The organism is Microbacterium sp. ABR10 (assembly GCF_057812175.1).
The window spans coordinates 424,124-448,484 of the sequence record NZ_CM173821.1 but is presented as its reverse complement, the minus strand read 5'-3'; the positions used below and the strand labels follow the sequence as shown (position 1 = coordinate 448,484).

Annotated in this window: 20 protein-coding genes and 3 tRNA genes; 6 read left to right on the top strand and 17 right to left on the bottom strand. The window is 70.2% G+C overall.

Annotated features, from left to right (window positions below; genetic code table 11):
• Positions 1–44 precede the first annotated feature (44 nt).
• The gene (locus tag ACXKZF_RS01950) at positions 45–1,028 is read left to right on the top strand and encodes a sugar-binding transcriptional regulator (RefSeq protein WP_488985242.1); all 984 of its coding nucleotides are present in this window, start codon (positions 45–47) and stop codon (positions 1,026–1,028) included.
• A 198-nt stretch (positions 1,029–1,226) separates the two neighbouring features.
• Here the strand turns inward: ACXKZF_RS01950 and pepD are convergent, their stop codons facing one another.
• From pepD to tilS, 16 genes are all read right to left on the bottom strand, one after another.
• Complete coding sequence (gene pepD, locus ACXKZF_RS01945) at positions 1,227–2,720, bottom strand: beta-Ala-His dipeptidase (RefSeq protein ID WP_488985241.1); 1,494 nt, start codon at positions 2,718–2,720, stop codon at positions 1,227–1,229.
• Between the two features lie 50 nt (positions 2,721–2,770).
• Positions 2,771–3,796, bottom strand: coding sequence for an ABC transporter permease (locus tag ACXKZF_RS01940; protein ID WP_488985240.1), 1,026 nt, complete (start codon positions 3,794–3,796; stop codon positions 2,771–2,773).
• On the bottom strand, positions 3,793–5,319 hold the full coding sequence (locus tag ACXKZF_RS01935; protein ID WP_488985239.1) for a sugar ABC transporter ATP-binding protein: 1,527 nt from the start codon (positions 5,317–5,319) through the stop codon (positions 3,793–3,795). Before ACXKZF_RS01935 ends, ACXKZF_RS01940 begins: the two co-directional genes overlap by 4 nt.
• Positions 5,316–6,356 carry an ABC transporter permease gene (locus tag ACXKZF_RS01930; protein WP_488985238.1) on the bottom strand — a complete coding sequence of 347 codons (1,041 nt, stop codon included), beginning with the start codon at positions 6,354–6,356 and terminating at the stop codon, positions 5,316–5,318. The genes ACXKZF_RS01935 and ACXKZF_RS01930 overlap by 4 nt, the downstream gene beginning before the upstream one ends.
• 71 nt (positions 6,357–6,427) lie before the next feature.
• A complete protein-coding gene (locus ACXKZF_RS01925; RefSeq protein ID WP_488985237.1) occupies positions 6,428–7,579 on the bottom strand; it encodes a sugar ABC transporter substrate-binding protein in 1,152 nt (383 codons plus the stop codon).
• 101 nt (positions 7,580–7,680) lie between these two features.
• A complete protein-coding gene (locus ACXKZF_RS01920) occupies positions 7,681–8,925 on the bottom strand; it encodes an epoxide hydrolase family protein (RefSeq protein WP_488985236.1) in 1,245 nt (414 codons plus the stop codon).
• Positions 8,926–8,993: 68 nt separating this feature from the next.
• Positions 8,994–9,827 (bottom strand): lipoyl protein ligase domain-containing protein, encoded by an 834-nt coding sequence (locus tag ACXKZF_RS01915; protein ID WP_488985235.1) that lies wholly within the window; start codon positions 9,825–9,827, stop codon positions 8,994–8,996.
• 155 nt (positions 9,828–9,982) lie between these two features.
• The gene (locus tag ACXKZF_RS01910) at positions 9,983–10,654 is read right to left on the bottom strand and encodes a 2-oxo acid dehydrogenase subunit E2 (RefSeq protein WP_488985234.1); all 672 of its coding nucleotides are present in this window, start codon (positions 10,652–10,654) and stop codon (positions 9,983–9,985) included.
• The gene (locus ACXKZF_RS01905) at positions 10,651–11,529 is read right to left on the bottom strand and encodes a class II fructose-bisphosphate aldolase (protein ID WP_488985233.1); all 879 of its coding nucleotides are present in this window, start codon (positions 11,527–11,529) and stop codon (positions 10,651–10,653) included. The genes ACXKZF_RS01910 and ACXKZF_RS01905 overlap by 4 nt, the downstream gene beginning before the upstream one ends.
• 54 nt (positions 11,530–11,583) lie before the next feature.
• On the bottom strand, positions 11,584–11,826 hold the full coding sequence (locus tag ACXKZF_RS01900) for a biotin/lipoyl-containing protein (protein WP_440775656.1): 243 nt from the start codon (positions 11,824–11,826) through the stop codon (positions 11,584–11,586).
• A gap of 22 nt (positions 11,827–11,848) precedes the next feature.
• Positions 11,849–12,880: an alpha-ketoacid dehydrogenase subunit beta gene (locus ACXKZF_RS01895; RefSeq protein ID WP_488985232.1), complete on the bottom strand. Its 1,032-nt coding sequence runs from the start codon at positions 12,878–12,880 to the stop codon at positions 11,849–11,851.
• Complete coding sequence (locus tag ACXKZF_RS01890; RefSeq protein WP_488985231.1) at positions 12,877–13,854, bottom strand: thiamine pyrophosphate-dependent dehydrogenase E1 component subunit alpha; 978 nt, start codon at positions 13,852–13,854, stop codon at positions 12,877–12,879. The genes ACXKZF_RS01895 and ACXKZF_RS01890 overlap by 4 nt, the downstream gene beginning before the upstream one ends.
• A gap of 53 nt (positions 13,855–13,907) precedes the next feature.
• Complete coding sequence (locus ACXKZF_RS01885; RefSeq protein ID WP_488985230.1) at positions 13,908–14,747, bottom strand: HAD-IIA family hydrolase; 840 nt, start codon at positions 14,745–14,747, stop codon at positions 13,908–13,910.
• Positions 14,740–16,239, bottom strand: coding sequence for a xylulokinase (locus ACXKZF_RS01880; RefSeq protein ID WP_488985229.1), 1,500 nt, complete (start codon positions 16,237–16,239; stop codon positions 14,740–14,742). Before ACXKZF_RS01880 ends, ACXKZF_RS01885 begins: the two co-directional genes overlap by 8 nt.
• Positions 16,236–17,684 carry an iron-containing alcohol dehydrogenase gene (locus tag ACXKZF_RS01875; protein ID WP_488985228.1) on the bottom strand — a complete coding sequence of 483 codons (1,449 nt, stop codon included), beginning with the start codon at positions 17,682–17,684 and terminating at the stop codon, positions 16,236–16,238. The genes ACXKZF_RS01880 and ACXKZF_RS01875 overlap by 4 nt, the downstream gene beginning before the upstream one ends.
• Before the next feature lie 301 nt (positions 17,685–17,985).
• A complete protein-coding gene (tilS, locus tag ACXKZF_RS01870; RefSeq protein ID WP_488985227.1) occupies positions 17,986–18,984 on the bottom strand; it encodes a tRNA lysidine(34) synthetase TilS in 999 nt (332 codons plus the stop codon).
• Positions 18,985–19,126: 142 nt separating this feature from the next.
• On the opposite strand from tilS, the gene ACXKZF_RS01865 reads away from it, so the two are divergent.
• Positions 19,127–19,660, top strand: a complete 534-nt coding sequence (locus ACXKZF_RS01865) for an inorganic diphosphatase (protein ID WP_488985226.1) — start codon at positions 19,127–19,129, stop codon at positions 19,658–19,660.
• Positions 19,661–19,719: 59 nt separating this feature from the next.
• On the opposite strand, the gene ACXKZF_RS01860 is transcribed toward ACXKZF_RS01865, so the two are convergent.
• Positions 19,720–21,180 carry a peptidoglycan DD-metalloendopeptidase family protein gene (locus tag ACXKZF_RS01860; protein WP_488985225.1) on the bottom strand — a complete coding sequence of 487 codons (1,461 nt, stop codon included), beginning with the start codon at positions 21,178–21,180 and terminating at the stop codon, positions 19,720–19,722.
• Positions 21,181–21,393: 213 nt separating this feature from the next.
• Here ACXKZF_RS01860 and ACXKZF_RS01855 point away from each other — a divergent pair.
• From ACXKZF_RS01855 to ACXKZF_RS01840, 4 genes are all read left to right on the top strand, one after another.
• Positions 21,394–21,466, top strand: a tRNA-Glu gene (locus ACXKZF_RS01855).
• 27 nt (positions 21,467–21,493) lie between these two features.
• Positions 21,494–21,567 (top strand) — tRNA-Asp (locus ACXKZF_RS01850).
• Positions 21,568–21,631: 64 nt separating this feature from the next.
• Positions 21,632–21,704 (top strand) — tRNA-Phe (locus ACXKZF_RS01845).
• A gap of 576 nt (positions 21,705–22,280) precedes the next feature.
• Complete coding sequence (locus ACXKZF_RS01840; protein WP_488985224.1) at positions 22,281–24,341, top strand: MDR family MFS transporter; 2,061 nt, start codon at positions 22,281–22,283, stop codon at positions 24,339–24,341.
• Positions 24,342–24,361: the final 20 nt, after the last annotated feature.

The following is a 24,361-nucleotide window of genomic DNA, read 5'->3' as shown; positions in this document are numbered from 1 at the left end:
GCAGAGTAGACCTCCAGGAACCGTCCGGCTACGGGAGGCAGACGATGGCGCGCGACCCCAAAGAGCTCGAACACCTGCGCATGATGACGAAGGTCTCGCACCTCTATCACACGCGGGGGATCGTGCAGACGGAGATCGCCCGCACCCTCGGCATCTCGCAGGCCCGCGTCTCGCGACTCCTGTCCGCGGCCGAGGAGGCCAACATCGTCCGCACCATCGTCGTGCCGCCGGTGGGGTTGAACGCCGACCTCGAAGAAGGCGTCGAGAAGATGTTCGGCATGCGGGAGGTGCACGTCGTCGATGCCTCGGGCGAGACCGGTGAGCAGCGCACCGAGACGCTCGGTATCGCTCTGGCGGGGGTGTTCCAGGTGCTGCCGGTCGGAGACAAGGCCATCGGCTTCACCTCGTGGAGCCGGTCGATGCGGCGCTTCGTCGAGAACCTCACGAGCTTCCCGCACTCGTCGGCCCGGGCGGTGATCGAGCTGCTCGGCGGCGTCGGCCAGCCGGCCATCCAGCACCAGGCGACCAACGCCACCGAGCGCTTGGCGTCACTCACCGACGCCGAACCGCTGTTCCTGCGCGTCCCCGGCGTCGTCTCGACCCCCGAGGTGCGCGAGGCCATCCTTTCGAACGACCCGCACGCCCGGCGGGCCCTCGCCGCGATGGACGACCTCGACATCGCCCTCGTCGGCATCGGCAACGCCACGATCGTCCCGCCCCTGGTGGGCGGGGAGAACTTCTTCACCCAGGAGCAGTTCGACGCCGTACGCGCGAAGGGCGCCGTGGGTGAGATCAACCTCAACTTCATGGATGCCGACGGCAGGCCCGTTGCCAGCGAACTCGACGACCTGGTCATCGGTGTGAGCCTCGAGCAGCTCAGTCGCGCGGAACGGCGCATCGGGGTCTCGGGCGGGGCCGACAAGCACGAGGCACTGCTGGCGGCGGTGCGCGGAGGCTGGATCAACGTGCTCGTGACCGACGAGGAGTCGGCGCAGTACCTTCTCGCCGAGGGCCCGGCCGCACGCTGACGCCCGCCGTCCGGCCACCGAACGGGCGCCGGCTCGTCGTCCTCCGTCGCGCCCGCGAGCTCGTCTTCCTCCGTCGCACCCGCGAGCTCGTCCTCCTCCGTCGCACCCGCGAGCTCGGCACCCTCTGTCGCGCCCAGGAGCTACGACGCACGGATGCCGCGACCTACGAGAGGCCGCGGCATCCGTTCTGGGGCCGTGTCAGCTGAGCCGCGACACGACGCTTCTCACCAGGGGCCACGTACGTTCGACCGACCGGTGGTTGACCTTCTCGGCGGGCGAGTGCAGGGCGTGCAGCTCGGTGCCGATGGAGATGATGTCGGCGACCGGCACGCGGCTGCTGAACATGCCCAGCTCGAGCGAGCACTGCGACACCTCGACCTTCGGCTCCTCCCCCCGCAGTTCGCGGAAGGCCTCGGAGGCCACCGCGAGCAGCTCCGAGTCGGGGCGGTAGGGGAACTCGGGGGCGTCGAGACCGTACATCTCGATGCGCGCCCCTCCCCCGGCGAGCGCGACGAGCGCCGCCACGCGGTCGTAGAGCTCGTGCTTGCGTGAGGTGAGCGCCGAGGTGATGGTCGACATCAACCGAACGCCGTCGTCGGTGGGGCGGATCGTGCCGAGGTTGTTGGAGGTCTCGACGCGGTCGGGCACGTGCAGGTTCCAGCGCACGACCCCGTGCGGGATCAGCAGGGTGACCGCCGCCAGACGCTGCGCGGCCTCGTTCGACAGCGCACGGTCGGGGGTCTCGGCATCCACCAGTTCGACCCTCACGTCGGGGTCGGCGAGGTCGTACTCGACCGAGAGCTCCGCCTGGAGGGTGGCGACGGCGTCGCGGACGGCCTCGACGTCGTCGGGGCGCAGACTCAGCACCGCCTCGGCGTCGGCCGGGATGGCGTTGTTCTGGGCACCGCCGAACGGCGACGACACCCGCACGTCGCGCCCGTCGGCGACGACCTGCAGAGCGCGGGCGAGGATCTGCAGCGCGTTGGCGCGCTCGAGTTGGATGTCGAACTCGCAGTGCCCGCCGCGAAGGCCCCGCACCTGCAGCTTCAGCGCGGTCGAGTGCGTCTCGGGCACGGCCTCGAACTCGCCGGGGATGTCGACGGTGAAGGTGACATCGCCGCTGCAGCCGGCGAGGATCTCGCGGTCGGTGATCCAGTTGAAGTCGATCATGCGCCGGCCCTTCAGCCGGCTCGTGTCGAACTGGCCCGCGCCGACCTTGCCCTTCTCCTCCATCGCTGTGAGCACGGCTTCAAGGGGCGGGTGCGGGAGCTCCTCGTCGGCGAGCAGGGCGAGGATGTACGACACCCCGATACCGTTGTCGGCGCCGAGCGAGGTGCCGTCGGCGGTGATGAAGTCGCCGTCCACGACGAGGCGGATCGGTTCGGTGGCGAAGTCGAACTCCACGCCCTCCTCCTTCTCGCACACCATGTCGAGGTGTCCGTGCAGGATGAGGGGCGCGGCATCCTCGAGTCCGCCCTGACCGGGCTTGCGCACGAGCACACAACTGACCTCGTCCTTGGAGGCGTCGAGGCCGCGCGACCGGGCGAACTCCACGACCCAGTCGGCAACGGCGGATTCGTTGCCCGAGCCGCGCGGGATGCCGGCCAGGGCCTCGAACCACTGGAGCACCTCGCGGGGCTGCAGGTCGTCGAGGACGCCCGGGGTGGACGGTGCGGAAAGAAGGTCGGACATGGTTCTCCTCTCTGAGAACAGCGGGTGGATGTCGGGGACGACCCGCGCGGTCACTTGACGATAGACCCGCGCGAGCGGGTCATCGTCAGGGCCACGACGGCGATGATGACGACGCCGTACACGAGGCTCTGCGCCTGCGCATCGATGCCGAGGGCCGCGGTCGCGATGGGCACGAGGGCGACGGTCAGGGCGCCGAACACGACGTTGACGGGGTTGGTGGCGCCGCCCGAGATCGAGGTCCCGCCGACGATCGCCGCGGCGATCCCCGGCAGCAGCAGGTCGCTTCCGAGACCGGTCGGCGAGGCCGAGCCGGACTGGGCGATGATCGTGATGGCGGCCAGGCCCGCGGTGAAGCCCGACAGGCTGAACGCGATCACCTTGACCCACCGCGTGCGCACGGCGGAGAAGATCGCACCCGACTCGTTGCGACCGACGGCGGTCATGCCGAGGCCGAGGCGCGTGAAGCGCAGCATGGCCCACAGCAGGACCGCGACCACGACGCCCAACCAGAAGGTGAGAGGGATGCCGACGATGCCCGTCGCGTAGAGGGCGGAGACGGCTTCTCCCCCCGAGGCGACGTAGACGGTGGTGGCGCCGCTGGCCACGAGCGCCGCGGCGGAGTAGATGCCGAGCGTACCCAGCGTCAGTGCGAACGACGGCACCTGCGCGAAGGCGACGAGCAGACCATTGAGGGCCCCGCACACCGTCACGATCACGAGGATCACGAGGGGTGCCACCGGGCCGATCGACGACAGGGTGATCGCCAACAGGATCGCCCCGAGCAGCGCGATGGCCGCGTTCGACAGGTCGATCGAGCCGATGTGCAGCACGAGGGCCTGGCCGAGCGCGACGAGCAGGATGGGGGCGGCCGAGGCGGCGATGATCGTCAGCCCACCGCCGCCCAGGAAGGCGGGGGTGAGCGCCGCGACGACGATCAGCATGACCACGAAGATGACGGGCGGCCCGACGGTCTGCCAGACGCGCGAGGCGCGGGGGCGGGAGCGCTTCGCGACCCGGCTCGGGTCGTCGGCGACGGGGGTGCGGTCCTCGACCGCGGCGACGGCGTTCACGGTCACAGCATCCTTTCCAGCAGGTCGAGCGTGGAGGGGTTCTCGGCGACGAGGTCGTAGTGAGCCGCAGCCTCGCCGTCGCGCATCACGACGATGTCGTCGCCCATCTCCAGCGCTTCTTCGAGGGTGTCCGCCAGCAGCACCACGGCGGTGCCGTCCTCGCACGCGCGGCGGATCTGCGCGTTGACGATCTGCGAGGCGCCCGGGTCGAGTCCGCGCAGAGGGTGGTCGAGCACCAGCAGGCGCAGGTTGTCGGAGGTGAGCCACTTGGCCAGCACGACCTTCTGCTGGTTGCCGCCCGAGAAACGCTCGAGCTCGAGCGAGATGTCGTTGGGCCGCACCTGCAGCGCATCGAACCACTCCCGCGCCGTCTTGTCGCGTCGACCGGGGCGCAGAACGCCGCCCGTCGATGACGAGCCCGGGTGCGTGAGCGTGAGGTTCTCGGCCGCGGTGAGGCCGCCGACCATCCCCTCGACGCGACGCTCGGCCGGCACGTAGCCGACGCCCGCCTTCACCGCCTTCGGAATCGACCAGTCGCTGACGGCCTCGCCGTCGAGGAGGATCTCCCCGCGGTCGAACGGCTCGGCCCCGAACAGGGCCCGCGACAGCGCCTCGCGCCCCGAACCGCTCGTGCCGACCACGGCCGTCAGCCGCCCTGCGAACACCCGGAACGACACGTCGTCGTACTCGCCGCGGCGGCTGAGACCGCGCACCTCGAGCACGGGGCGCTCGTCAGGTGCGGGGGCGTGACGCTCGCGCGACTCCGCGCGGGCCTCGCGGCCGACCATGAGGCGGAACAGCTCGGCCTCGGTGACGTCCTTCACGGGGCGATCCGCGATCAGCTCGCCGTCACGCATGACGAGCACGCGATCGCAGATGCGCATGACCTCGTCGAGGCGGTGCGAGACGAAGATCACGGAGCCCACGTCGCGCAGTTTGCCGATCTCGCGCTCGAGGATCGCCGTCTCGGTGCGCTCGAGCACCGAGGTGGGCTCGTCGAGGATGACGAGGGGCTGGCCCCCGCCGCGGGTCTGCACGCGGATTGCCCGGGCGATCTCCACCATCTGCCGATCGACGAACGACAGATCGCCCACCTTGGTGCGCGGGTCGAGCTTCGAGCCGATCTTGGCCAGGGTTTCGGCGGCATCCTTGTTCAGACGCCCCCAGCGGTAGAAGCCCGCACGACCCACTCCCCCTTTGCCGGGCTTGGTGTTCATCTCGACGTTCTCGGCGACCGAGAGGTTGGTGAACAGCGACTGCTCCTGGTGCACCACGCCCACGCCGGCGGCGATCGCATCGCGGGGCCCGCGGAAGCGCACCGGGGCGCCGTTGACCTCGATCGTGCCCGCGTCGGGCTGGTGGATGCCGGTGATGATCTTCAGCAGTGTGGACTTGCCGGCGCCGTTCTCGCCGATGAGACCGACGACCTGGCCGGGGGCGATCTCGAGCGACACGCCCTTGACCGCGGCGACGGCGCCGAACGAGATCCGGATGTCCTTCAGGGCGATGACGGGGGTCTGCTCGGTCATTTCGCGATCCTCAGGCGGTTGCGCTGCGACCACGCAGCGGCGACGATCGCCGCGACGAGGATGGCCCCCGACACGGCGGACTGGAAGCTCGGGCTGACACCCGAGAGGATGAGGCCGTTGCTCAGCACGGTCAGCAGGAACACGCCGAGGACGGTGCGGAGGATGCCCCCGCGGCCGCCGCCGAGAGAGGTTCCGCCGATCACGACCGCCGGGATGACGAGGAACAGGGTCCCCGTGCCGACGGTGGCCGAGCCCGCTCCGAGCTTCATCGTGGCGATGATGCCGGCGAGTCCGCTCAGCACACCCGCGACGATGAACACCGCGGTCTTGATGCGGGCGACGGGCATGCCCGCCGACCGGGCGATCGCCTCGTTGTCGCCGATCGCGAGGGTCAGCCGGCCGAAGCGGGTGTAGCGCAGCAGCAGCACGCCCAGCACCACGACGCCCACCGCGAGGAGGAATCCGTTGGGCAGACCCAGCGCCGTCTGCGACGACCAGGTGGAGAGGGAGTCGTCGGTGAGGGTCGGGATCGCGGAGGTGCCGAAGAGGATGGTCGCCACGCCCAGCCCGACGTACCAGATGCCGAGCGTGACGATGAAGGACGGCACCTTGAGGCGGGTGAAGATGACCCCGCTCACCCAGCCGAGCGCCGCGCCCACGGCGAGGGCGACCACCCAGGCCCACGGGCCCAGGTCGAGGCCGCCGCGGGAGTTGGCCGACAACAGGATCCACGCCATGCCCGAGGCGCCCATGACGCCTTCGACGGAGAGGTCGATGGATCCGAGCAGGATGACGAGCGTCGCACCGACGCCGACGATGAGGGGCACGGTGGCCTGATCGAGGATGTTCTGCAGGTTGCCGAAGGTGGCGAAGCGCGGGTTCAGCAGCGAGAAGACGACGACCAGTACGACCATCGCCGCCACCAGGGCGACGGGCTCGCCCCATCCGGCGAAGCGCGTGCGTCGCGCGATCTGGTGTTCTCTCGTGCGGATCGTGGTGGTGTCGGCCGCGGGGGGCCGTGTGGTGGTGTCGGTCATGTTCGACTCCGTCGTCGTGGGGAGGGAAGGAGGGCCCCTCCCGGCCGCCGTGCGGCCGGGAGGGGAGGGGATCAGCTGCCGGGGAGCACCTCGGGGCCGCCGCCGACGAGCTTCATCGGCTCGGTGTCCCACGGGCCGTTCTCGACGAGGGCGTCGACGAACTTCTCGGGTCCGTCCTCCGCGTCGTAGCCGCTGAAGTCCGCGAGCGTGTCGGGCGTGACGCAGCTGAGCTCGAACAGGCTGTCGCGCTTTTCCTGCGGAAGCTCCGACGGGGTGATCTCGCCGGTCGCCGCCAGGTAGGCCGTGTAGAGACCGACCGCCGAGGCCATGTAGCCGCGGTGGAACGTCTCGCCGACGATGGCGTTGTTGCCCTCGCCGGACTCCATCGACGCGATCGTGTCGGGGTAGAGGCCGTCCGAGGCGAACTTCGTGGTGTCGAGCAGGCCGGCGTCCTTGAACGCCTTCATCGACCCCGTCTGCATCGCGTCGTCGGCGCTCCACACGCCGTCGATCGTGTCGCCGTACTTCGCGATGAGGTCCTGGGAGTTCTTGTATCCGAGCTGCGGGTCCCAGTTCGAGGGGCGCTCCTCGAGGATCGTGATGCCGGGGTACTTCTCCGCCATCTCGGCCTTGAAGCCCGCCACTCGCGTCTGGCTGGTCGTGCTGTCCTGCACGCCCGGCAGCATCACGACGTTGCCGGTCCCGTCCAGCGCCTCACCGAGCGCGTCGGCGTTGCACTTGCCGGATTCGACGCCCGGGATCTTCTGGAACGCGACGAAGTTGTCGCCGACCTGGGCGGGGTCGAGGTTGTCGGGCTTGTTCCACCAGATGGTGACGAAGCCGCCGGCCTGCTTCACCGCGTTGACGATCGTGGGGGCGTCGGAGCTGGCGACGGTGTTGACGAACAGCACCACCTTCTTGCCCTTGGCGAGGATGGCCTGGATCTTGGAGATCTCCGTCTGCGACGACCCGTTGGAGTCGACGATCTCGAGCGGGATGTCGAGCTTCTTCGACAGCGCCTCGGCACCGGCGATGTTGGAGGCCATGTAGGGGTTGGTCGTGTTGATCACCGAGGCGACCAGCACGAGGTCCTCCTTCGCGACAGGCTGCGCGGTGCCGCCGGTCGCGCCGGCGGTGCTGGTGCAGCCGGAGAGGACGAGCGCCGCGGCGGCGGCGAGCGCCAGACCGCGCGCGAGGCGCTTCGGGGAACGGGTGGATGACATCTCGACTCCTTCGTCGAACGGACCGCCGAAGCGATCGGGGAGAGGGGGTGCGGCATCCCGGGGAAGAGGGATGCCGCGAGGCCGGCCGGGTCTGGCGGGGATCAGCCCGCGGGACGCAGCGTCCGGAAGAACGTGCGCACGTCGTCGACGTACACGTCGGGGACCTCGAGGGGCGCGAAGTGACCGCCGTCGTCGTGGACGCGGTACTGCTGAAGGTTGAAGTAGGCGTCGGTCCAGGTGCGCGGGGGCTTGTAGATCTCCCCCGGGAAGATGGACACGGCGGTGGGGACCCCCACGACCGGGGTGCGGTCGTGGGACGGGGTCCAGGGGTTGCCCCGGCATTCCCAGTAGTAGCGCGACGAGGTGCCGCCCGTGCCGGTGAGGAAATACACCGCGGCGGTGGTCACGAGATCCTCCTTGGGCCATACCCGCTCGAAGGCCTCGGTGCCCTCGCCGCGTTCGGCGAGGCCCCAGAAGTAACGCTTCTCGGTGATCCAGGCCAGCTGGGCGGCGGGAGAGTCCACGACGAGGGCGGCGAGGGTCTGGGGCTTGGTGAGTTGGATCTCGCCGTAGCCGCTCTCGCGCTCGACGAAGAGCTTGCCGCGTTCGAACCATCCCTCCTCGCCCTCGCCGTACTCGCTCTCGGCGGGCAGCCCCAGAGCGGGGTCGTACGCGATGTGCGCGGGCTGGTCGGGGTGCTCGGGTAGGTAGTGCGACAGCTGCGCGGGGAAGTGGGTGTAGACGCCGATGACGTCGTCCTCGTACTTGTGGCCGTGCTGCTGGGCGATGAGTGCGCCCCAGTCGCCGCCGGCGGTGGCGTAGCGCTCGTAACCGAGCACGTCCTTCATGAGGGTGTTCTCGAGATCGGCGGTGCGCCAGAAGTTCCACCCGGTCTCTCGCAGCGGCGACGAGAAGCCGTAGCCGGGGAGCGAGATGAGGACGACGTCGAAGCTGTCGGCGGGGTCGCCGCCGAACTTCGCGGGGTCGGTGAGCGGCTCGATGACCTTGCGCACGTCCCAGAAGGTCCAGGGCCAGCCATGGTGCAGCAGCAGCGGCATGGGGTTCGGTCCCTTGCCCTTCACGTGGATGAAGTGCAGCGGAACGCCCATCAGGTCGACCTTGTAGTGCGGCAGCTCGTTCATGCGACGCTCGACGTCGCGCCAGTCGTACTCGTTGATCCAGTAGTCGACGAGTGTGCGGTGGTAGGCGGTGTTGTAGCCGTAGCGCCAGTCGTCGTTGGCGAAGTCCTCGGCGAAGCGCGTGCGCTTCAGGCGGTCCATCATGTCGTCGAGATCGGCCTGCGGGATCTCGATCCGGAAGGGCCGGACGTCGTGGTCGTGAGCCACCGTGAACCTCCTCGTTCTCGGTCTGTGCCGGTGGAGTGGTAACTATTCACCGTGCGATTGGCTATACGCTAAGCCCGCGTCGGCCCCGTGTCAACGGTGGATTCCGACCCCGTCACGACACGGTCGCCGACGAGGCGCGTCAGTGCCGCGTCGAGGTCGGGGACGACCTCGTGCAGGTGTCGACGTGGCGCGTCCCCGCCGGCGAAATGCGCCGCCACATCGCCGCGGACGACGTCGTCGTCGATGGTCGCCTCCTCGGCGAGCGATCCCACGGTCGAGGGATCCCACGCCAGATCCAGGATGCCGTTGACCTCCACGAGCAGCCGGTGCGCGCGCTCGCTGAGGCGCAGCGGGATGCTCGCGGTGAACAGTCGCGCACCGCGGACCACGCGCTGCGCCGTGCCGACGAGCTTGACCGCGCCGCGGGCGTTCACGGACCATTCGCCGGGGCAGTACTCCCCCGCCACGCCGCCGAGGCGCGCATCGACACCCCACCCGCGGGCGAGATCCGCGAAGTCGCGTCCGCGCTCGCGGAACACCTCGCCGTCGTCGCGGCGCTCCGCTTCGGAGGAGACGAGGTCGACGACGAGCCAGTCCTCGTCGAGCACGACAGCGCGCCCGCCGGCAGGACGCACGACGGGAAGGTATCCCGCGGCCCGGGCCGCGTCGGCGGCTCGCGAGAAGCGGGGATGCAGGCTCTCCCGGCGACTGAAGGCCACCGTGGGGGCCGGGGAGAAGACGCGCACCGTGTCCGGCGCCTCGCCCGCAGCGACGCGCTGCAGCAGCACCAGGCTCGACAGCACCTCGTCGGCGGGGGTGCGGGCGCCACCCGGTGCGCGGACCGCGTCGACGAGGACCCTGCTGCCGGGCGGAGCCTCACGGGCTACGGAAGGGCCCGACACCGCCGAGGGGAACGCGGAGGGACCGGGCGAGGCCTCCGGGCCCGCGGAAGGGCCCGACACCGCCGCCGGGAACGCGGAAGAGCCGGGCCCTACGCCGGACCGCGGCGCGGCGCCCGCACGATCCGCCGTCGAGCGGGCCGTGCGGGCGCCGTCGCTCACGGGGAGGGGCTCTCGAGCTCGCGCCGCAGCACGGCCAGGAACCGCGCCGCGGTGGCGCCGTCGAGGGCGCGGTGATCGGCCGTCAGCGTGAACTCCGCGGTGGGAGCCCACAGCCCCGCATCCTCGCGGTGCACGAACCGCTGAATCGTCGCGCCGACAGCGAGGATCGCTGCCTGGGGCACGTTGAGGATCGCGTCGAAACGCGTCACGCCCATCATCCCGAGGTTGGAGACGGTGAAGGTGCCGCCGGTGACGTCGTTGCGGGTCAGCGCGCCCTCGCGGGCTCGCCCGACGACGTCGGCACGGATTCGCGAGATCTCGGCGAGGTCGGCGGCGCCGATGTCGTGCACGACGGGCACGACGAGCCCCTTCGGGCTGTCGACCGCCACGCCCACGTTGGCCTTCTCGAAGCGGGTGACGCTGTCGTCACCCACGTGCACGTTCACCTGCGGCACCTCGACGAGGGCGCGGGCGCTCGCGCGCAGGATGGCATCGGTCACGGTCGCCGTCGACTCGATCTGTTTCGTCCGAAGCGCCGCCGTCATGTCGACTTCGACCGTGACATGGAACACGGGTGCCGCCCACGCCTGCACCATCCGCCGCGCGGCGGTGCGTCGGAGCCCCGTGAGCTGCTCGACGACGCCGTCCTCGAGCACCGGGGTGGTCATACGAGGACCGCCTCGTCGGGCGCGGGGGCCGCTCGTCCGGCACGCCCCGCGCAGCCGTACTCGCGCATCTTCTGCACGGTCGCCTCGATCATGCGCTCGCGGCCTTCCGCCATCGCCTCCTCGAATTGCCGATCGCCCCGCGACCAGACGTCTTCGATGCCCCGACGGAACGCGTGGCGCAGGTCGGTGTCGGCGTTGAGCTTGTGCACCCCCGCCTCGATCGCCGCGTGCAGCTGATCGGCGGGGACCCCCGACGCACCGTGCAGCACGAGGGGGATGCCGACGGCATCCCGGATCTGCCGGATGCGCTCGATGTCCAGCGGTTGCGGCTCGATGCCGGTGACGCCGTGCATGACACCGGCCGAGATCGCGAGCAGATCCACACCCGTCTCGGCGACGAAGCGTTCGGCTTCATCGACCTTGGTGTAGTACTCCTCCCACGGGATGTCGTCGGAGGCATCCGGGATCCGACCGAGCTCCGCCTCGACGGGGATGCCGAAGGCGTGCGCGACTCTCACGACCTCGGCGGTCACGCGGATGTTCTCCTCGAAGTCGAGGTGCGCGCCGTCGAACATGATCGAGTCGAAGCCGAGCTTGATTGCCTCGAACACCTCGTCGTAGGTGCCGTGGTCGAGGTGGATGGGTGCGATCAGGCCCGACGCGTCGAGCTCGCGGCGCGTCATCTCGTACGCGGCACGCAGGCCCATGTGCGGGACGATCGCTCGCCCCACCTGCAGGAACACGGGCGCATCGGCGCGCTGCGCGGCCTGGATGAGCGCCTGGGTGGTCTCGGGGTTGTGCATGTTGAACGCGCCGACGGCATAGCCGCCCGCTCGTGCGGCGGTGACGAGACCCAGCGGGTCGACTCCGGTCATGATGTGCCTTTCTTTCTTCCGGGCCCCTTTGCCCGGACGGGGGTACGGCGGCGGCTAGTCCGTCTCGATGATGGCGACGACGGTGCGCACCTCGACGGCGTCACCCTCGTCGACGAGCAGTTCGACGAGCGTGCCCGTCGCGGGGGATTCGAGAGTCTCCTCGACCTTCTCGGCCTCGACATCGGCCAGGGGCTCGTCTTCGGCGACCTGATCGCCGACCTTCTTGTGCCACTGGACGATCGAGCCCTCGCTCATTCCCATGCCCCACTGCGGGAGCAGAACCTCTACACGTGCCACGTCGTTCTCCTTCTCTGGTCGATTACTCGGCGCCGACCGACGCCAGCGTCGGGGCGGTCAATCCGGTCACGCGTCGCACGGCGGCGACGATTCCGTCCTTGTTGGGGTACATCTGCTTCTCCAGCGAGGGGCTGAAGGGGATCTGCATGTCGGGCGCGGTGAGGCGCACGATCGGGGCCTTGAGGGCGTCGAAGACCTCTTCGCTCACGAGCGCACTGATCTCCGCCGCCGCGCCGCAGGTGCGGTGCGCGGGCTCGGCGATGATGAGCCGGCCGGTCTTGGCGACGGAGCGGAAGATCGCGTCGCGGTCCAGGGGCACCAGGGTGCGCGGGTCGATCACCTCGACCGACACACCCTCGGCCTCGAGCTCGGCCGCGGCGGCCGCGGCCTCGGGAACCGAGCTGGAGACGGCGACGATCGTGACGTCCGTGCCTTCGCGCACGGTGCGGGCCACTCCGAACGGCACCCAGAACGGCTCGTCCGGGACCTCGCCCTTCGAGCCCCACAGCAGGCAGGCCTCGAACGTGAGCACCGGGTCGTCCATGTCGATCGCGGTGCGCAGCAGGCCCTTGGCATCCGCGGGGCTGGACGGCACCATGATCTTCAGCCCGGGGACGTTCATGAACATCGGGTACGGGCGGTCGGAGTGGTGCGCGCCGGTGTTGAGCCCGTAGAACATGGCCGAACGGAAGACGACGGGCATGGAGGCCTGACCGCCGAACATGTACCGATTCTTGGCCACCTGGTTCACCAGCTGGTCCATCGCCATGTACAGGAAGCTCGAGTACGACAGGTCCACGAGCGGACGCAGTCCCGTCATGGCGGCGCCGGCCGCGGCGCCCACGATGCCCTCCTCCGAGATCGGGGTGTTGCGGATGCGGTTACGCCCGTACATCTGCACGAAGTCGCCGGTCTGGGCGCGGGTCTTCCCACCTCCGGTGGTGCCGTAGACGTTCGCCTCGACGTCTTCGCCGATGATGATGACGCGCTCGTCGGCGTCCATCGCCTCGCGCTGGGCGGCGCCGATCGCGCCGAGGAAGCTCATGACGCTCATGCTGCGTACTCCGAGTCGGTGTAGAGGTCGTCGAAGGCGACCGAGGGGTCGGGGAAGGGGCTGTTCTCGGCGAAGGCGACGGCGGCGTCGACCTCGTCGACGATCTCCTGCTCGAGGGCGTCCATGCGCTCGGCGGTCAGACCGTGCTGGGCGATCAGGCGCTCGCGGAAGAGCACGAGGGGGTCCTTCTTCAGCCAGGCCTCGCGTTCGTCGACGGGACGGTAGTCGGTGCCGAGACGCAGACCCTCGGAGTGCTCGTTGTAGCGGTAGGTCACGACCTCGATGAGGGTCGGCCCCTCGCCGGCGCGGGCACGGGCGACGGCGGTGCTCACCGCGTCGTAGACGGCGAGCACGTCCTGCCCCTCCTCGACGCGGACGCCGGGGATGCCGAACCCGGCGGCACGTTCGGCGATGACGCCGCTCGTGACGGTGTGGGCCGGGGTCGACAGCGCGTACTGGTTGTTCTCGCAGAGGAAGATGACGGGCAGGTTCCAGACGCCCGACATGTTCATCGATTCGTAGAGCACCCCCTGATTGGCCGCACCGTCGCCGAAGAACGCCAGCGCGACACTGTCGCGCCCGAGCACCTGCGACGACAGGGCGGCGCCCATCGCGATCGGGATCGAGGAGCCGACGATGCCGGATTCGCCGAGGCTGCCCACGGCGAAGTCGGCGAGGTGGAGCGATCCGCCCTTGCCCTTGCAGACGCCGCCGGCCTTGCCCTGCAGTTCGGCCATGAGCGGCCCGAGCGGCGAGCCCTTGCCGATCGGGTGGCCGTGGCTGCGGTGGTTGCCGGTCATGAAGTCGCCGTCGCGCAGCGCCATGGTGGCGCCCACCACCTGGGCTTCTTGACCGATCGAGGTGTGCACGGTTCCGGGGATGTGGCCGCGCTTGACCATCTTCGACGCCCGCTCGTCGAAGGCGCGGATGCGCAGCATGCGGCGCTGCATCTCCAGGAGGGTTTCCTCGTCCATCGATGACCTCTCTGTCCCGTTGGGAATATCTATTCTGCTTGTGCGTGACTATTCTAAACAGCCGTCAGCGGCGGCGCAAGGGTCGACCGCGGGCGAAGATCGCCGATGCCCTCGAGCACGAAGTCCGGACGCAGGTGCGGTTCGCACCGGATGACGTCGGCCCGCGTGGCGTCGCCGGTGAGCACGAGCGCTGAGGAGATCCCGGCGTTCACCGCCATGCGCACGTCGGTTTCGAGGCGGTCCCCCACCATGACGGCACTGCGCACATCGGGACCGAGCAACGACATGACGGCGTCGATCATGATGCGGTCGGGCTTGCCCATGTTCGCGGAGCACCGCACCCCGGTCGTCGCCTCGAGAGCGGCGACGATGCCCGCGGCATCCGGCTCCCCCCTCCCTCCCGGGAAAGGGCAGTACCGGTCGGGGTTGGTGGTGACGAGCATCGCCCGCCCGTGCTGCCACAGGGCGTCGAAAGCGATCTGCAGCTTGCGGTAGTCGAAGCCGCGGTCGTAGCTGGCGATCACGATGTCGATCTCGGCCGGATCGTCGCTGATGCGGATGCCCGCCTCTTCCAGCGCTCGAACGAGCGGCGGCTCCGCGATCGGGAATACCGTCGCTCCGGCATGCTCGGTCGTCAGCCACGCCACCGTGCTCACGACCGTGTTGACGATCTCGCTGCGATCGACGGGGATGCCGAGGCGTTCGAGCTTCGCGACGTACATGTCCGGGTCGCGCGTGGGGTTGTTCGAGAGGAACACCGTGCGCGCGCCACGCGCCCGCAGATCGGCGAGCATCTCGCGGGCGCCGGGCAGCAGCTCGTCGCCGAGGTACACGGTGCCGTCGAGGTCGAACAGGTAGGCGTCGAACCAGGTGTCGGGGGACGCGTCAGACATGGGCCACCTCCGCGATGGCGGGATAGACGGGGCGCAGCGCCGGGTAGATCTCCCGGTAGGCGCCGAAGAGTTCGTCATAGCGCGCCGCGCGTGCCGGGTCGGGCTCGTAGCGCCGACCGCGCCGGGTCATCGCGGCGACCGCCTCGGGGATGCCGGGGTACAGTCCCGCGCCCACGGCGGCGAGGACGCCGACCCCCAGAGCCGTGGCCTCGTCGTGACCGGCGAGCACGACGGGCCGCTGCAGCACGTCGGCGAAGATGTGGCACCACAGGTCGCTGCGCGCCCCTCCGCCCATCGCCACGAAGTCGGTGACCGGGGCGGGGAAGTTCGCCTCGGCCTGCTCGAGGCACCAGCGCAGTTCGAACGCGATGCCCTCCAGCACAGCCCGATAGATGTGTGCGCGGGTGTGCACACCCCCGAAGCCGACCATCGCGCCCCGCGCCCGGTGGTCCCAGAAGGGCGTGAGCTGACCGTTCCAGTAGGGCACGACGAAGAGACCCTCGGCGCCCTCCGGCACGGTCGACGCCTGCTGCTCCCACCAGTCCTCGCGCACCACGCCCGCGGGTTCTCCCGCGGCGATCTCCTGCAGGAACCACGTGACCATGAAGGTCCCCGCCCCCACGAACAGCTCGTTGCTGACGGTCCCCGGGATCGCGCCCGACATCGCCCGGTACGACGGGTGCGGCCGGAAGCTCGACCCGAAGCACCCCGAGACGAGCCCGGTGCCGAGGTTGAGGTAGGCGTCGCCCTCCTCGCACACCCCGGCCCCCAGCCCGGCCGACTGCCCGTCGCCGGCCCCGGCGACCACGAGCACGCCGGCGGGGAGCGTCAGCTCCACGGCGACGGCGGCGGCCAGGGGGGCGATGGGCGTTCCCGGTTCGACGAGTCGCGGCAGCACCGAGCGGTCCAGCCCGATGCCGGCGAGGATCTCGTCGGAATAGTCGGATGCCGTCAGATCCAGGATGCCGAGGGGATCGGCGCTGGCGATCGAGGTGACCCACTCGCCCGTCATGCGGTGCACGAGGTAGGCGTGCACGTCGACGATGTGGGCGGTGAGGGCCAGCGACTCCGGCTCGTGCTCGGCGAGCCAGTGCAGCTTGTACAGCGCCGGTGTCGGGTTCGGCGGTTTGCCGGTGAGCTCGTGGATGCGCGACGTGCCGACGCGGTCGACCTGTTCGCCAGCGCGCGCGTCGAGCCAGAGCATCGCGGGGCGCACCGGGTCGTCGTGCGCGTCGAGCAGGGCGAAGCTCTCGCGCTGGTGCGTGACCGACAGCGCCTTCACGCTCGCCGGGTCGACGGTGCGCAGGCAGTCCCGCACGGCGTGCACGACCGCGGCCCACCAGTGCTCGGGATCCTGTTCTCCCCAGCCGGGTTGCGGGATCGACAGGGCGACGTCGCTCCGGCCCTGCGCGACCGCGCGACCGTGCAGGTCCCACGCGATGCATTTCGCGCCGGTGGTCGAGCAGTCGATGCCGAGCACCAAGCCGCTCACGCGGTCACCCCCGCCGCCTCGCGCGCTGAGCGCACCGCGGTATCGGCGCGGTGCAGGACGGCGTCGACGTCGGCATCCGTCCACCACCCGGCGGCGTGGAGCAGGTCGACCACGGTGACCCGGTTGCGCATGAAGAGGCAGTTCGCCACGGCCCACCGCCAGATGTCGGCGGTGATCCAGGCGCCGAGATCCTCGCGCGTGAGGGGGGACCCGGCGACGGCCAGCGCGCGGGCGATCCGCTCGCTGTCGGGGCGCATCGCCCCCAGGCCCGCCTCGAGGGCGTCGGGGTCGGCGAGCAGGGCGAGGGGGTCGCCGGCGGCGGCCCAGGCGCCGCGCTTGGTGGAGTAGTCCCGCCAGCACTCGCCGCCCAGCGCGCCCGAGGGGTCGCACGCCGCGAAGGCCTCGCGCACCCGGTCCTCATCGCCGTCGTTCGACGGTGCGATCGCCCGGCCGCTGCGGGCCTGCGCGAAGAGGTGGTCCCACGCGGAGGCCGCGACGACGGATGCCACGCCCACCTGCGCACCGTGCAGACCCACCTCATGGCCGCGGGCGACGGCGTACATGTCGAGCATGTGGCTCACGAGGTGTTCGACGCCCGAGAGACAGGCCGTGGAACCCGAGATGCCGGTGCCGATGCCGCGGATCGCGAGCACGCGGGTGAGCTGCTCGACGGGGCGGGCCTCGCCGCGGCCGAGGCCCGCGCCCCACTCCGACGGGTCGCCGGCGAACTCGAGCAGCAGGTCGCGGGGCGTGGTGTGGAAGGTGGCGTCGGTGCCGATCTGCGACGCGAGCCACCAGTCGGCAGGGGCGGTGAACAGCGACTGCAGTTCGCCGAAGCCCGACGCGTTCAGTTCGACCGGCGCGGTGGCGATCACCGTCGTGTCGGCGAGCACGACGTCGGGCCAGCGGGAGTCGATCGTGCGCTTGGCCCCGGCGCGCAGGACGACCGAGACGTTGTCGGTGAAGCCGTCGACGGATGCCGCCGTCTGCACGATCACCAGCGGCACCCCGCCGGCACGCGCCGAGGCGACCTTCGCGATGTCAGAGACCGTGCCCGAGCCCACCGACACCACGGCGTCGACGCCGGTGCTCGCCGAGGTCGCGGCATCCAGGGCCTCGTCGTCGACGTGCAGGTGACCGGGCTCGCCGAGGACGGTCTCGACGACCTCGAACTCCCGCTCGAGGAGCGCGCGCACGTCGGCCTTGAGATCGTCGGCGCCGGAGCGGATGACGGTGCGGTCCACGAGCAGCGCCACGGTCGCGCGGTCGCCCCGGGGTGCCACCAGCTCGCGCACGCGCGCGGGGGCTTGCGACGCGGCCCCCGGCTCGATGACGAGGGTGCGCAGCCCCAGCGGCACGAGGTCGTCGGGCCGCTCGGCCTGGGCGATCGCCGCACGCACGGCGTCGAGATCGGTGGGGTCTGAGATGGCGGCGAACGCGCCCATGGTGTCCTGCCTTCGACTTTGAATCGGACATTTGCATATTCATTCGATACATGAATATTGCGATGCCGAGGAGTCTAGGAGGGGTGCGGGAACACGTCAAGGAGCCGCCCCTCGCCCGTGGCGGAGGGCGGTCCACGGGGCCGAGAGGAGGAAAGCGCTCCGCCAGCGGCCGGCGGCAGGCCGGAGAAGCGCCCCGCCTGAAGGCCCGCGGCAGGCGGGGGAAGCACTCCGCGTCGCGGCCCGCGGCAGGCGGCAGGCGGGGAACCGCTCCGCCCCGCCGCCGGCGGAGGCGCCGCGGGATTCAGGCGATCGCGCGCGCCACGATCTCGATGCGGGCGCCCACCCGACGGGCCGCGCACGAGGGCAGGTCGATCGGGCCCTGCCCCCGCCAGTCGACGGCGAGCCGGGCGACCTCGAGGGTCTGCCCCCGCGTCAGCGAGACGCCGAACTCGCTCTCGACGACGTAGCGGATGACGCGGTTGCGCAGCGCCGCCGGGTTGGCCGCGAGGGCGGCGACCGAGATCGAGATGCCGGCCTCGGCGTGCTCGACGATGTCTTCGATCGTCTCGTCGATCATGTCCTGGAACGCCTCGGCGTCCTCCCGCAGCTGCTCCGCCGTCCGCGCCAGGGCTTCGGCGACTCCCGGGCCGAGTTCGGCTTCGAGCACGGGCATCACGCTCTCGCGCACGCGCACGCGGGCGTAGGCGGGATCGACGTTGTGGGGGTCGGACCACGGCTCGAGCCCCTCCGCGCGGCAGGCCGACACGGTCGTGCGTCGACGGATGCCGAGCAGCGGGCGCGCCCACCGCGGCCCGGTGGCATCCCGTCGCTCGGAGGGCATGCCGGCCAGGCTCAGCCCACCCGATCCGCGGGCGAGGCCGAGGAGCACCGTCTCGGCCTGGTCGTCGAGGGTGTGCCCGAGCAGCACCGTGTCGGCGCCGATGTCGGCCGCCGCGCGCGCGAGTCCGTCGTAGCGGGCCGCGCGCGCGGCCGCCTCGGGTCCGTCGGCGGCGCCGACCTCGACCCGCACGACCCGGGCGGTGAGCCCGAACGCGACAGCCTTCGCCGCGGCGTCCGCGGCGACGGCATCCGATGCCTCCTGCAGTGCGTGGTCGATGACGACCGCCTCGGCGTGGATGCCGCGCCTCGCAGCCTCGAAGGCGGTCGCCGCCGCGAGAGCGAGCGAATCAGCGCCGCCCGAGAGGGCGACGACGACGGGCCCGTCGATGGTGTCGAGCGCCGCCCGCACGGCGCGGCGTACCTCGGCGACGGACGGGTCGAGTCCGGGGCGGTGATCCATGCCTCCACGGTATGCGCCCCGCTACCGCCGCGCCGCCCCGTCGGCATCCCCCGGATGTCCTCCCCGGTGCCGCCGTTCCTGGGCGCGGCGAGCTCCCGGATAGGCTGAGCGCGGAAATCCACAGACTCTAAGGAGCACGAGTATGGGCGCATACGACGCCGTCATCGAGATCCCTCGCGGCAGCCGCGTGAAGTACGAGGTCGACCACGGCACCGGCCGTGTCTACCTCGACCGCATCCTGTACACCGTGTTCGGCTACCCCGCCAACTACGGGTTCTTCGAGAACACCCTCGGCGAAGACGGCGACCCGCTCGACGTGCTCGTGCTGCTCGACCGTGAGCTGCACCCCGGCATCCTCGCCAAGGTGCGCCCCGTCGGCGTGCTGAAGATGAGCGACGAGGCCGGCGGCGACGACAAGGTCGTGGCCGTGCTCGCGAAGGACCCGCGCTGGGACCACATCCAGGACGTCGGCGACATCGACGAGTGGACGAAGAAGGAGATCACCCACTTCTTCGAGCACTACAAGGACCTCGAGCCCAACAAGTGGGTCAAGGTCGACGACTGGGCGGGTGTCGCCGAGGCCGAGCGTCTCGTGAGCGAGGCGTTCACGCGCTTCGACGAGCACGACGCCCAGACGAAGACGCAGGGTTCCGGCGAGGCGCCCAACACGCTCTGACGCGGTGCGTACGACGAGAACCCCCGGTCGATCGACCGGGGGTTCTCTCGTGCGCCGACTCAGACGTTGACGCCGCGGTCGCGCAACCACGGCGCGGGGTCCGTGGTCCCACCCCAGGGCGGGTAGACCTCGAAGTGCAGGTGGCAGCCGAACGAGTTGCCCGTCTGCCCGGTCGCGGCGATCTGCTGACCGGCCTCGACGCGCTGGCCGTACGAGACGTAGATGCCGCCGTCGACGATGTGGCCGTAGCCGGTGCCCGAGCCGTCGTCGTGGGCGATGCGGATGTAGTTGCCGAACCCGCCGTTGTAGCCGGCGTAGGTCACGCGACCAGCGGATGCGGCATAGATGGGCGACCAGCAGCTCGCGCCGAAGTCGAGACCGAGGTGCCACGAGCTCGCGCAGTAGCTGCCGTTGCACTGGCTCGAGCGAGGGCCGTATCCCGATGACGTGTAGGCCGACGAGGGTCGCGCCCAGCCTCCGCCGCTGACGTTCCCGCCGCCGCCACCTCCGCCACCGCCACTGCTGCTTCCACCGCCGCTGCTGCTGCCACCCCCGCCGCTGCTGCTTCCGCCGCCGCTGTTCTGGCGTGCAGCGGCCTCCCGCTCGCGACGCGCACGCTCTTCGGCGTCGCGGGCCGCGGCCTCTTCGCGAGCGCGGCGCTCGCGCTCCTCGCGGGCCTTGCGCTCGGCTTCGACGCCGGCCTGGTAGTCGGCGACCGTCTTGGCCGTGGTGTCCTGCAGGGCGGCGAGCTGCGCCTCGAGCACGGACTGGTTGGCCTGCTGGGCGGCGAGGGCCTCCTGCGCCGCCTGGGCGGCCTGCTGTGCCGCCGCCATCTTGTCTTCGGCGATCACCCGCAGGCGTTCGCGCTCGGCCGTGGCGTCGTCGGCCTGGGCGCTGAGGTTCTTTGCGTTGTCGCGCGCGGCCACCGCCGCGGCATACACCGAGCGGTTGCGCTCGAGGAGCTTGTCCATCGTGCCGAGCTTGGCGAGCAGGTCGTCGGCCGAGGCGGCGGAGCCCGAGAAGAAGAGGTCGAGCGAGGTGTCGTCCCCGCCGGAGCGGTAGAGCTGGGCGGCGACCTTGCCGGCCTTGTTGGCGGCGTCGGTCGCGCGGTTCGCCTCGGCGTCGGCCTGCTGGCGCAGCAACTGCGCGCGGTAGTCGGCGTCCTGATAGGCCTGCTGCGCGGCGAAGTACTCATCGGAGCGTGCGCGCACCTCGGCCTGGGTGCGCTCGACCTCGGACTGCAGTGACTGAATGAGCCCCTGGATGCGGGTGATCTCGGCACCCTTCGCGGCCTCGTTGGCGCGCGCGGCCTCGACGTCGGCCCACGAGGGGTAGTCGGCGGCCATCGCGGGTGAGCCGAATCCGGATGCCACGGACCCGAACGCTCCGAGGGCGACAGCGCCGAAGGCTCCGATCTTCAGGGCGCTACGGCGGTCGAACGCGGGCCACAGGCGCCGCTGCTCACTCGCCGTGGGCGCGCAGCCGCAGTCTTCGGGGGGTTCGGGGCGCTCGAGCGTCACGGGAATACCTCATCTCACCGGTCGCAACTCGGCCCACAGTAGCAACACGAGTCACAGGCACAACAGGGCGAGTTCCCCGGTCCACTCCCGATTCTGGCCCGCGACACGCGCGGACGTCGCAGCGCCACGCCCCCGATTGGCAATCTCGAAAGATGTGAAGTAGGCTCGGTCGTCGGCAAGCGAGGTTGAAAACGCAAGGATTCAGCCTCATCGGGCCCCATCGTTTAGCGGCCTAGGACACCGCCCTTTCACGGCGGCAGCACGGGTTCGAATCCCGTTGGGGTCACTTTCCGGTGGATAACTTAATATGCATGGCCCTGTAGCGCAGTTGGTTAGCGTGCCGCCCTGTCACGGCGGAGGTCGCGGGTTCAAGTCCCGTCAGGGTCGCTCCATAGCGACGGGCCTTCTTTCGGGAAGGCCCTTCGTCTAGGAAGCGGCAGACATGTCGCTCGGCTCTGTAGCTCAGTTGGTAGAGCGCACGACTGAAAATCGTGAGGTCACGGGATCGACGCCCGTCGGAGCCACACGGATGATCATTACGTCATCCCAGAAACCCTCGCGGAGCTTCTATCCGCGGGGGTTTTGCTTTGCCCTGGTGAGGGTCGATTCGCGAGGCTCCTCTCCACAGGGGCCTTTTTTCGTTTCCGAATGCCGCTCTGCGTCGGCATCCCCTCGCCCCCGCGCGCACGACACCCCTGCCGTTCTGCGTCGGCATCCCCTCGCCCCCCGCGCGCACGACACCCCTGCCGTTCTGCGTCGGCATCCCCTCGCGCCCCGCACCCCGCACCCCGCCCGCGCGGCACCCCTTGCCCTCGACCCCACTTCCCCGGGCGACGCCGACCGTCGCGCTCCGCACGGACCGCAATCCGGGGCCGCCGCGTGAGCACAGGCCAAGGCGCGAGAACAGGGCGATGACGGCGGGGTTCATCCTGTTCTCGAACGATCCCCTGCTCCCGAGCAACGCGCCAAGAGACCCCCGGCGCAGGGGTGGTTTCCGACGCCGCCGGACAGCGCTACTATTTGTTTGACTTTTAGCAAACACCTGGCGCCCGACCGAGCCCTTCCTGCCGTCCGCCAGGCCTTCTCGTGAAGAGGACCCGATGTCAGACATCACCCAGAACCGGCGCGCGCGCACCGGCACCACCGACACGGTCATGACGCACCGCATGATCATGTTCGTGATCTTCGGCCTCATGGCCGGCATGTTCCTGTCCGCCCTCGACCAGACCGTGGTCGGCACCTCGATCCGCACGATCGGCGACGACCTGCAGGGCCTCAGCCTGCAGGCGTGGGTCACCACCGCCTACCTGATCGTGTCGACCATCTCGACGCCCATCTACGGCAAGCTCTCCGACATCTTCGGTCGGCGCCCGTTGTTCCTCATCGCGATCCTCATCTTCATCATCGGTTCGGTGCTGGCCAGCTTCTCGACGTCCATGGTCGAGCTCGCCGCCTTCCGCGCCGTCCAGGGCCTCGGCGCCGGTGGCCTCATGTCGATGCCGCTGGCGATCATGGGCGACATCCTCGCCCCGCGCGAGCGCGCCAAGTACCAGGGCTACTTCCTCGCCGTGTTCGGCATCTCCAGCGTCATCGGCCCGCTCGTGGGCGGTCTGTTCGCCGGCGCGAACGAGATCCTGTTCATCACCGGCTGGCGCTGGGTCTTCCTTATCAACGTCCCCATCGGCATCGTGGCGCTGGCGATCGTGTGGCGGTTCCTGCACATCCCGAAGCAGCCGCGTCACTCGGTGCGCATCGACTGGTGGGGCGCAACGACCGTGATCGTCGCGCTGGTCCCGCTGCTCCTCGTCGCCGAGCAGGGCCGCGAGTGGGGCTGGGGATCGCCCATCTCCCTCGCCTGCTACGTGGTGGGAGCCCTCGGCATCCTGGCCTTCGTCATCGCCGAGACGAAGATGAAGGATGACGCGCTCATCCCGCTCAAGCTCTTCCGCTCCCCCACCTTCTCGATGGCCACGGTCATCGGTGTGCTCGTCGGCTTCGGCATGTTCGGCGCGATGCTCACCCTGCCGCTGTACCTGCAGCTCGTCCTCGGTTCGTCCCCCACGCAGAGCGGGTTCGAGATGCTCCCGATGATCCTCGGGCTCATGATCGCCTCCATCGCGAGCGGTCAGCTCATCGCGCGCACCGGGCGTTACCGCATGTTCCCGATCCTCGGCACGCTGTTGATGTCGGTCGGCTTCTTCCTGCTGACGTTCCTGAAGTACGACAGCCCGTACTGGCACGTCGCCATCGCCATGCTCGTCATCGGCCTCGGCCTCGGCCAGCTCATGCAGACGCTCACGATCGCCAGCCAGAACTCCGTGGGCGTGCGCGACATGGGTGTGGCCACCAGCGGCTCGACCTTCTTCCGTCAGATCGGTGGAACCCTCGGCACCGCGGTGCTGCTGTCGCTGCTGTTCACGCTCATGCCCTCGAACATCATCGGTTCGTTCAGTGACCGCGCGACCCTGACCGACGCGCTGGACGCCGCCTTCGACCCGGCGACGGCGTCGGCGCCCGCCAACGAGAAGATCATGTCGTCGATCTACACCCCGATCGTGCAGCAGACGACGGATGCCGTGACCCAGCAGGTGCAGCAGGGTGTGCAGCAGGCGACGGATGCCGCGACCCAGGCCGTGGCGCAGCAGGTGGCCGCAGGGCAGATCCCCGCCGCCGCTCAAGCGCAGGTCACGCAGGCCGCCGTCGCACAGGCGATCTCGGCGGCGACCGCGCAGATCCAGCAGCAGGTGCCCGTCGCGCGCATCGGCGCGGACGGGTCGGTCAGCCTCGACTTCTCGAACGCCGCCGATCGCACCGCCTTCATCGACGACGTGGCCACCACCCTGACGGACCAGTTCAGCTCGGGCGACCAGGACACCTCCATCGGCGGGTCGACTCTCGACGACACGTCGTTCCTCGTGGGCGCTGACGCGCGGCTGACCAAGCCGTTCCTCGTCGGATTCAACTCCTCCGCGACGAGCGTCTACTGGGTGGCGATGGGCGTCGTCCTCCTCGCCTTCGTGCTGTCGCTGTTCTTCCGCACCCCGCCGCTGCGGGCGAAGTCGGCCCTGCAGGAAGCGGCCGACGAGCGCCGCGGCAAGGACGACGAAGAGAAGCGAGCCGAAGAGGCCGCTGCCCAGACGGGCGCTCTGCTCACGCCCTGACGCGGATGCGGTGACACCAA

Bases quoted from the DNA above. Each gene is read 5' to 3' on its own strand.
- ACXKZF_RS01950 (WP_488985242.1), top strand. From the start codon at position 45: ATGGCGCGCGACCCCAAAGAGCTCGAACACCTGCGCATGATGACGAAG.
- pepD (WP_488985241.1), bottom strand. From the start codon at position 2,720: ATGTCCGACCTTCTTTCCGCACCGTCCACCCCGGGCGTCCTCGACGAC.
- ACXKZF_RS01935 (WP_488985239.1), bottom strand. From the start codon at position 5,319: ATGACCGAGCAGACCCCCGTCATCGCCCTGAAGGACATCCGGATCTCG.
- ACXKZF_RS01930 (WP_488985238.1), bottom strand. From the start codon at position 6,356: ATGACCGACACCACCACACGGCCCCCCGCGGCCGACACCACCACGATC.
- ACXKZF_RS01925 (WP_488985237.1), bottom strand. From the start codon at position 7,579: ATGTCATCCACCCGTTCCCCGAAGCGCCTCGCGCGCGGTCTGGCGCTC.
- ACXKZF_RS01910 (WP_488985234.1), bottom strand. From the start codon at position 10,654: ATGACCACCCCGGTGCTCGAGGACGGCGTCGTCGAGCAGCTCACGGGG.
- ACXKZF_RS01905 (WP_488985233.1), bottom strand. From the start codon at position 11,529: ATGACCGGAGTCGACCCGCTGGGTCTCGTCACCGCCGCACGAGCGGGC.
- ACXKZF_RS01895 (WP_488985232.1), bottom strand. From the start codon at position 12,880: ATGAGCGTCATGAGCTTCCTCGGCGCGATCGGCGCCGCCCAGCGCGAG.
- ACXKZF_RS01890 (WP_488985231.1), bottom strand. From the start codon at position 13,854: ATGGACGAGGAAACCCTCCTGGAGATGCAGCGCCGCATGCTGCGCATC.
- ACXKZF_RS01885 (WP_488985230.1), bottom strand. From the start codon at position 14,747: ATGTCTGACGCGTCCCCCGACACCTGGTTCGACGCCTACCTGTTCGAC.
- ACXKZF_RS01875 (WP_488985228.1), bottom strand. From the start codon at position 17,684: ATGGGCGCGTTCGCCGCCATCTCAGACCCCACCGATCTCGACGCCGTG.
- tilS (WP_488985227.1), bottom strand. From the start codon at position 18,984: ATGGATCACCGCCCCGGACTCGACCCGTCCGTCGCCGAGGTACGCCGC.
- ACXKZF_RS01865 (WP_488985226.1), top strand. From the start codon at position 19,127: ATGGGCGCATACGACGCCGTCATCGAGATCCCTCGCGGCAGCCGCGTG.
- ACXKZF_RS01840 (WP_488985224.1), top strand. From the start codon at position 22,281: ATGTCAGACATCACCCAGAACCGGCGCGCGCGCACCGGCACCACCGAC.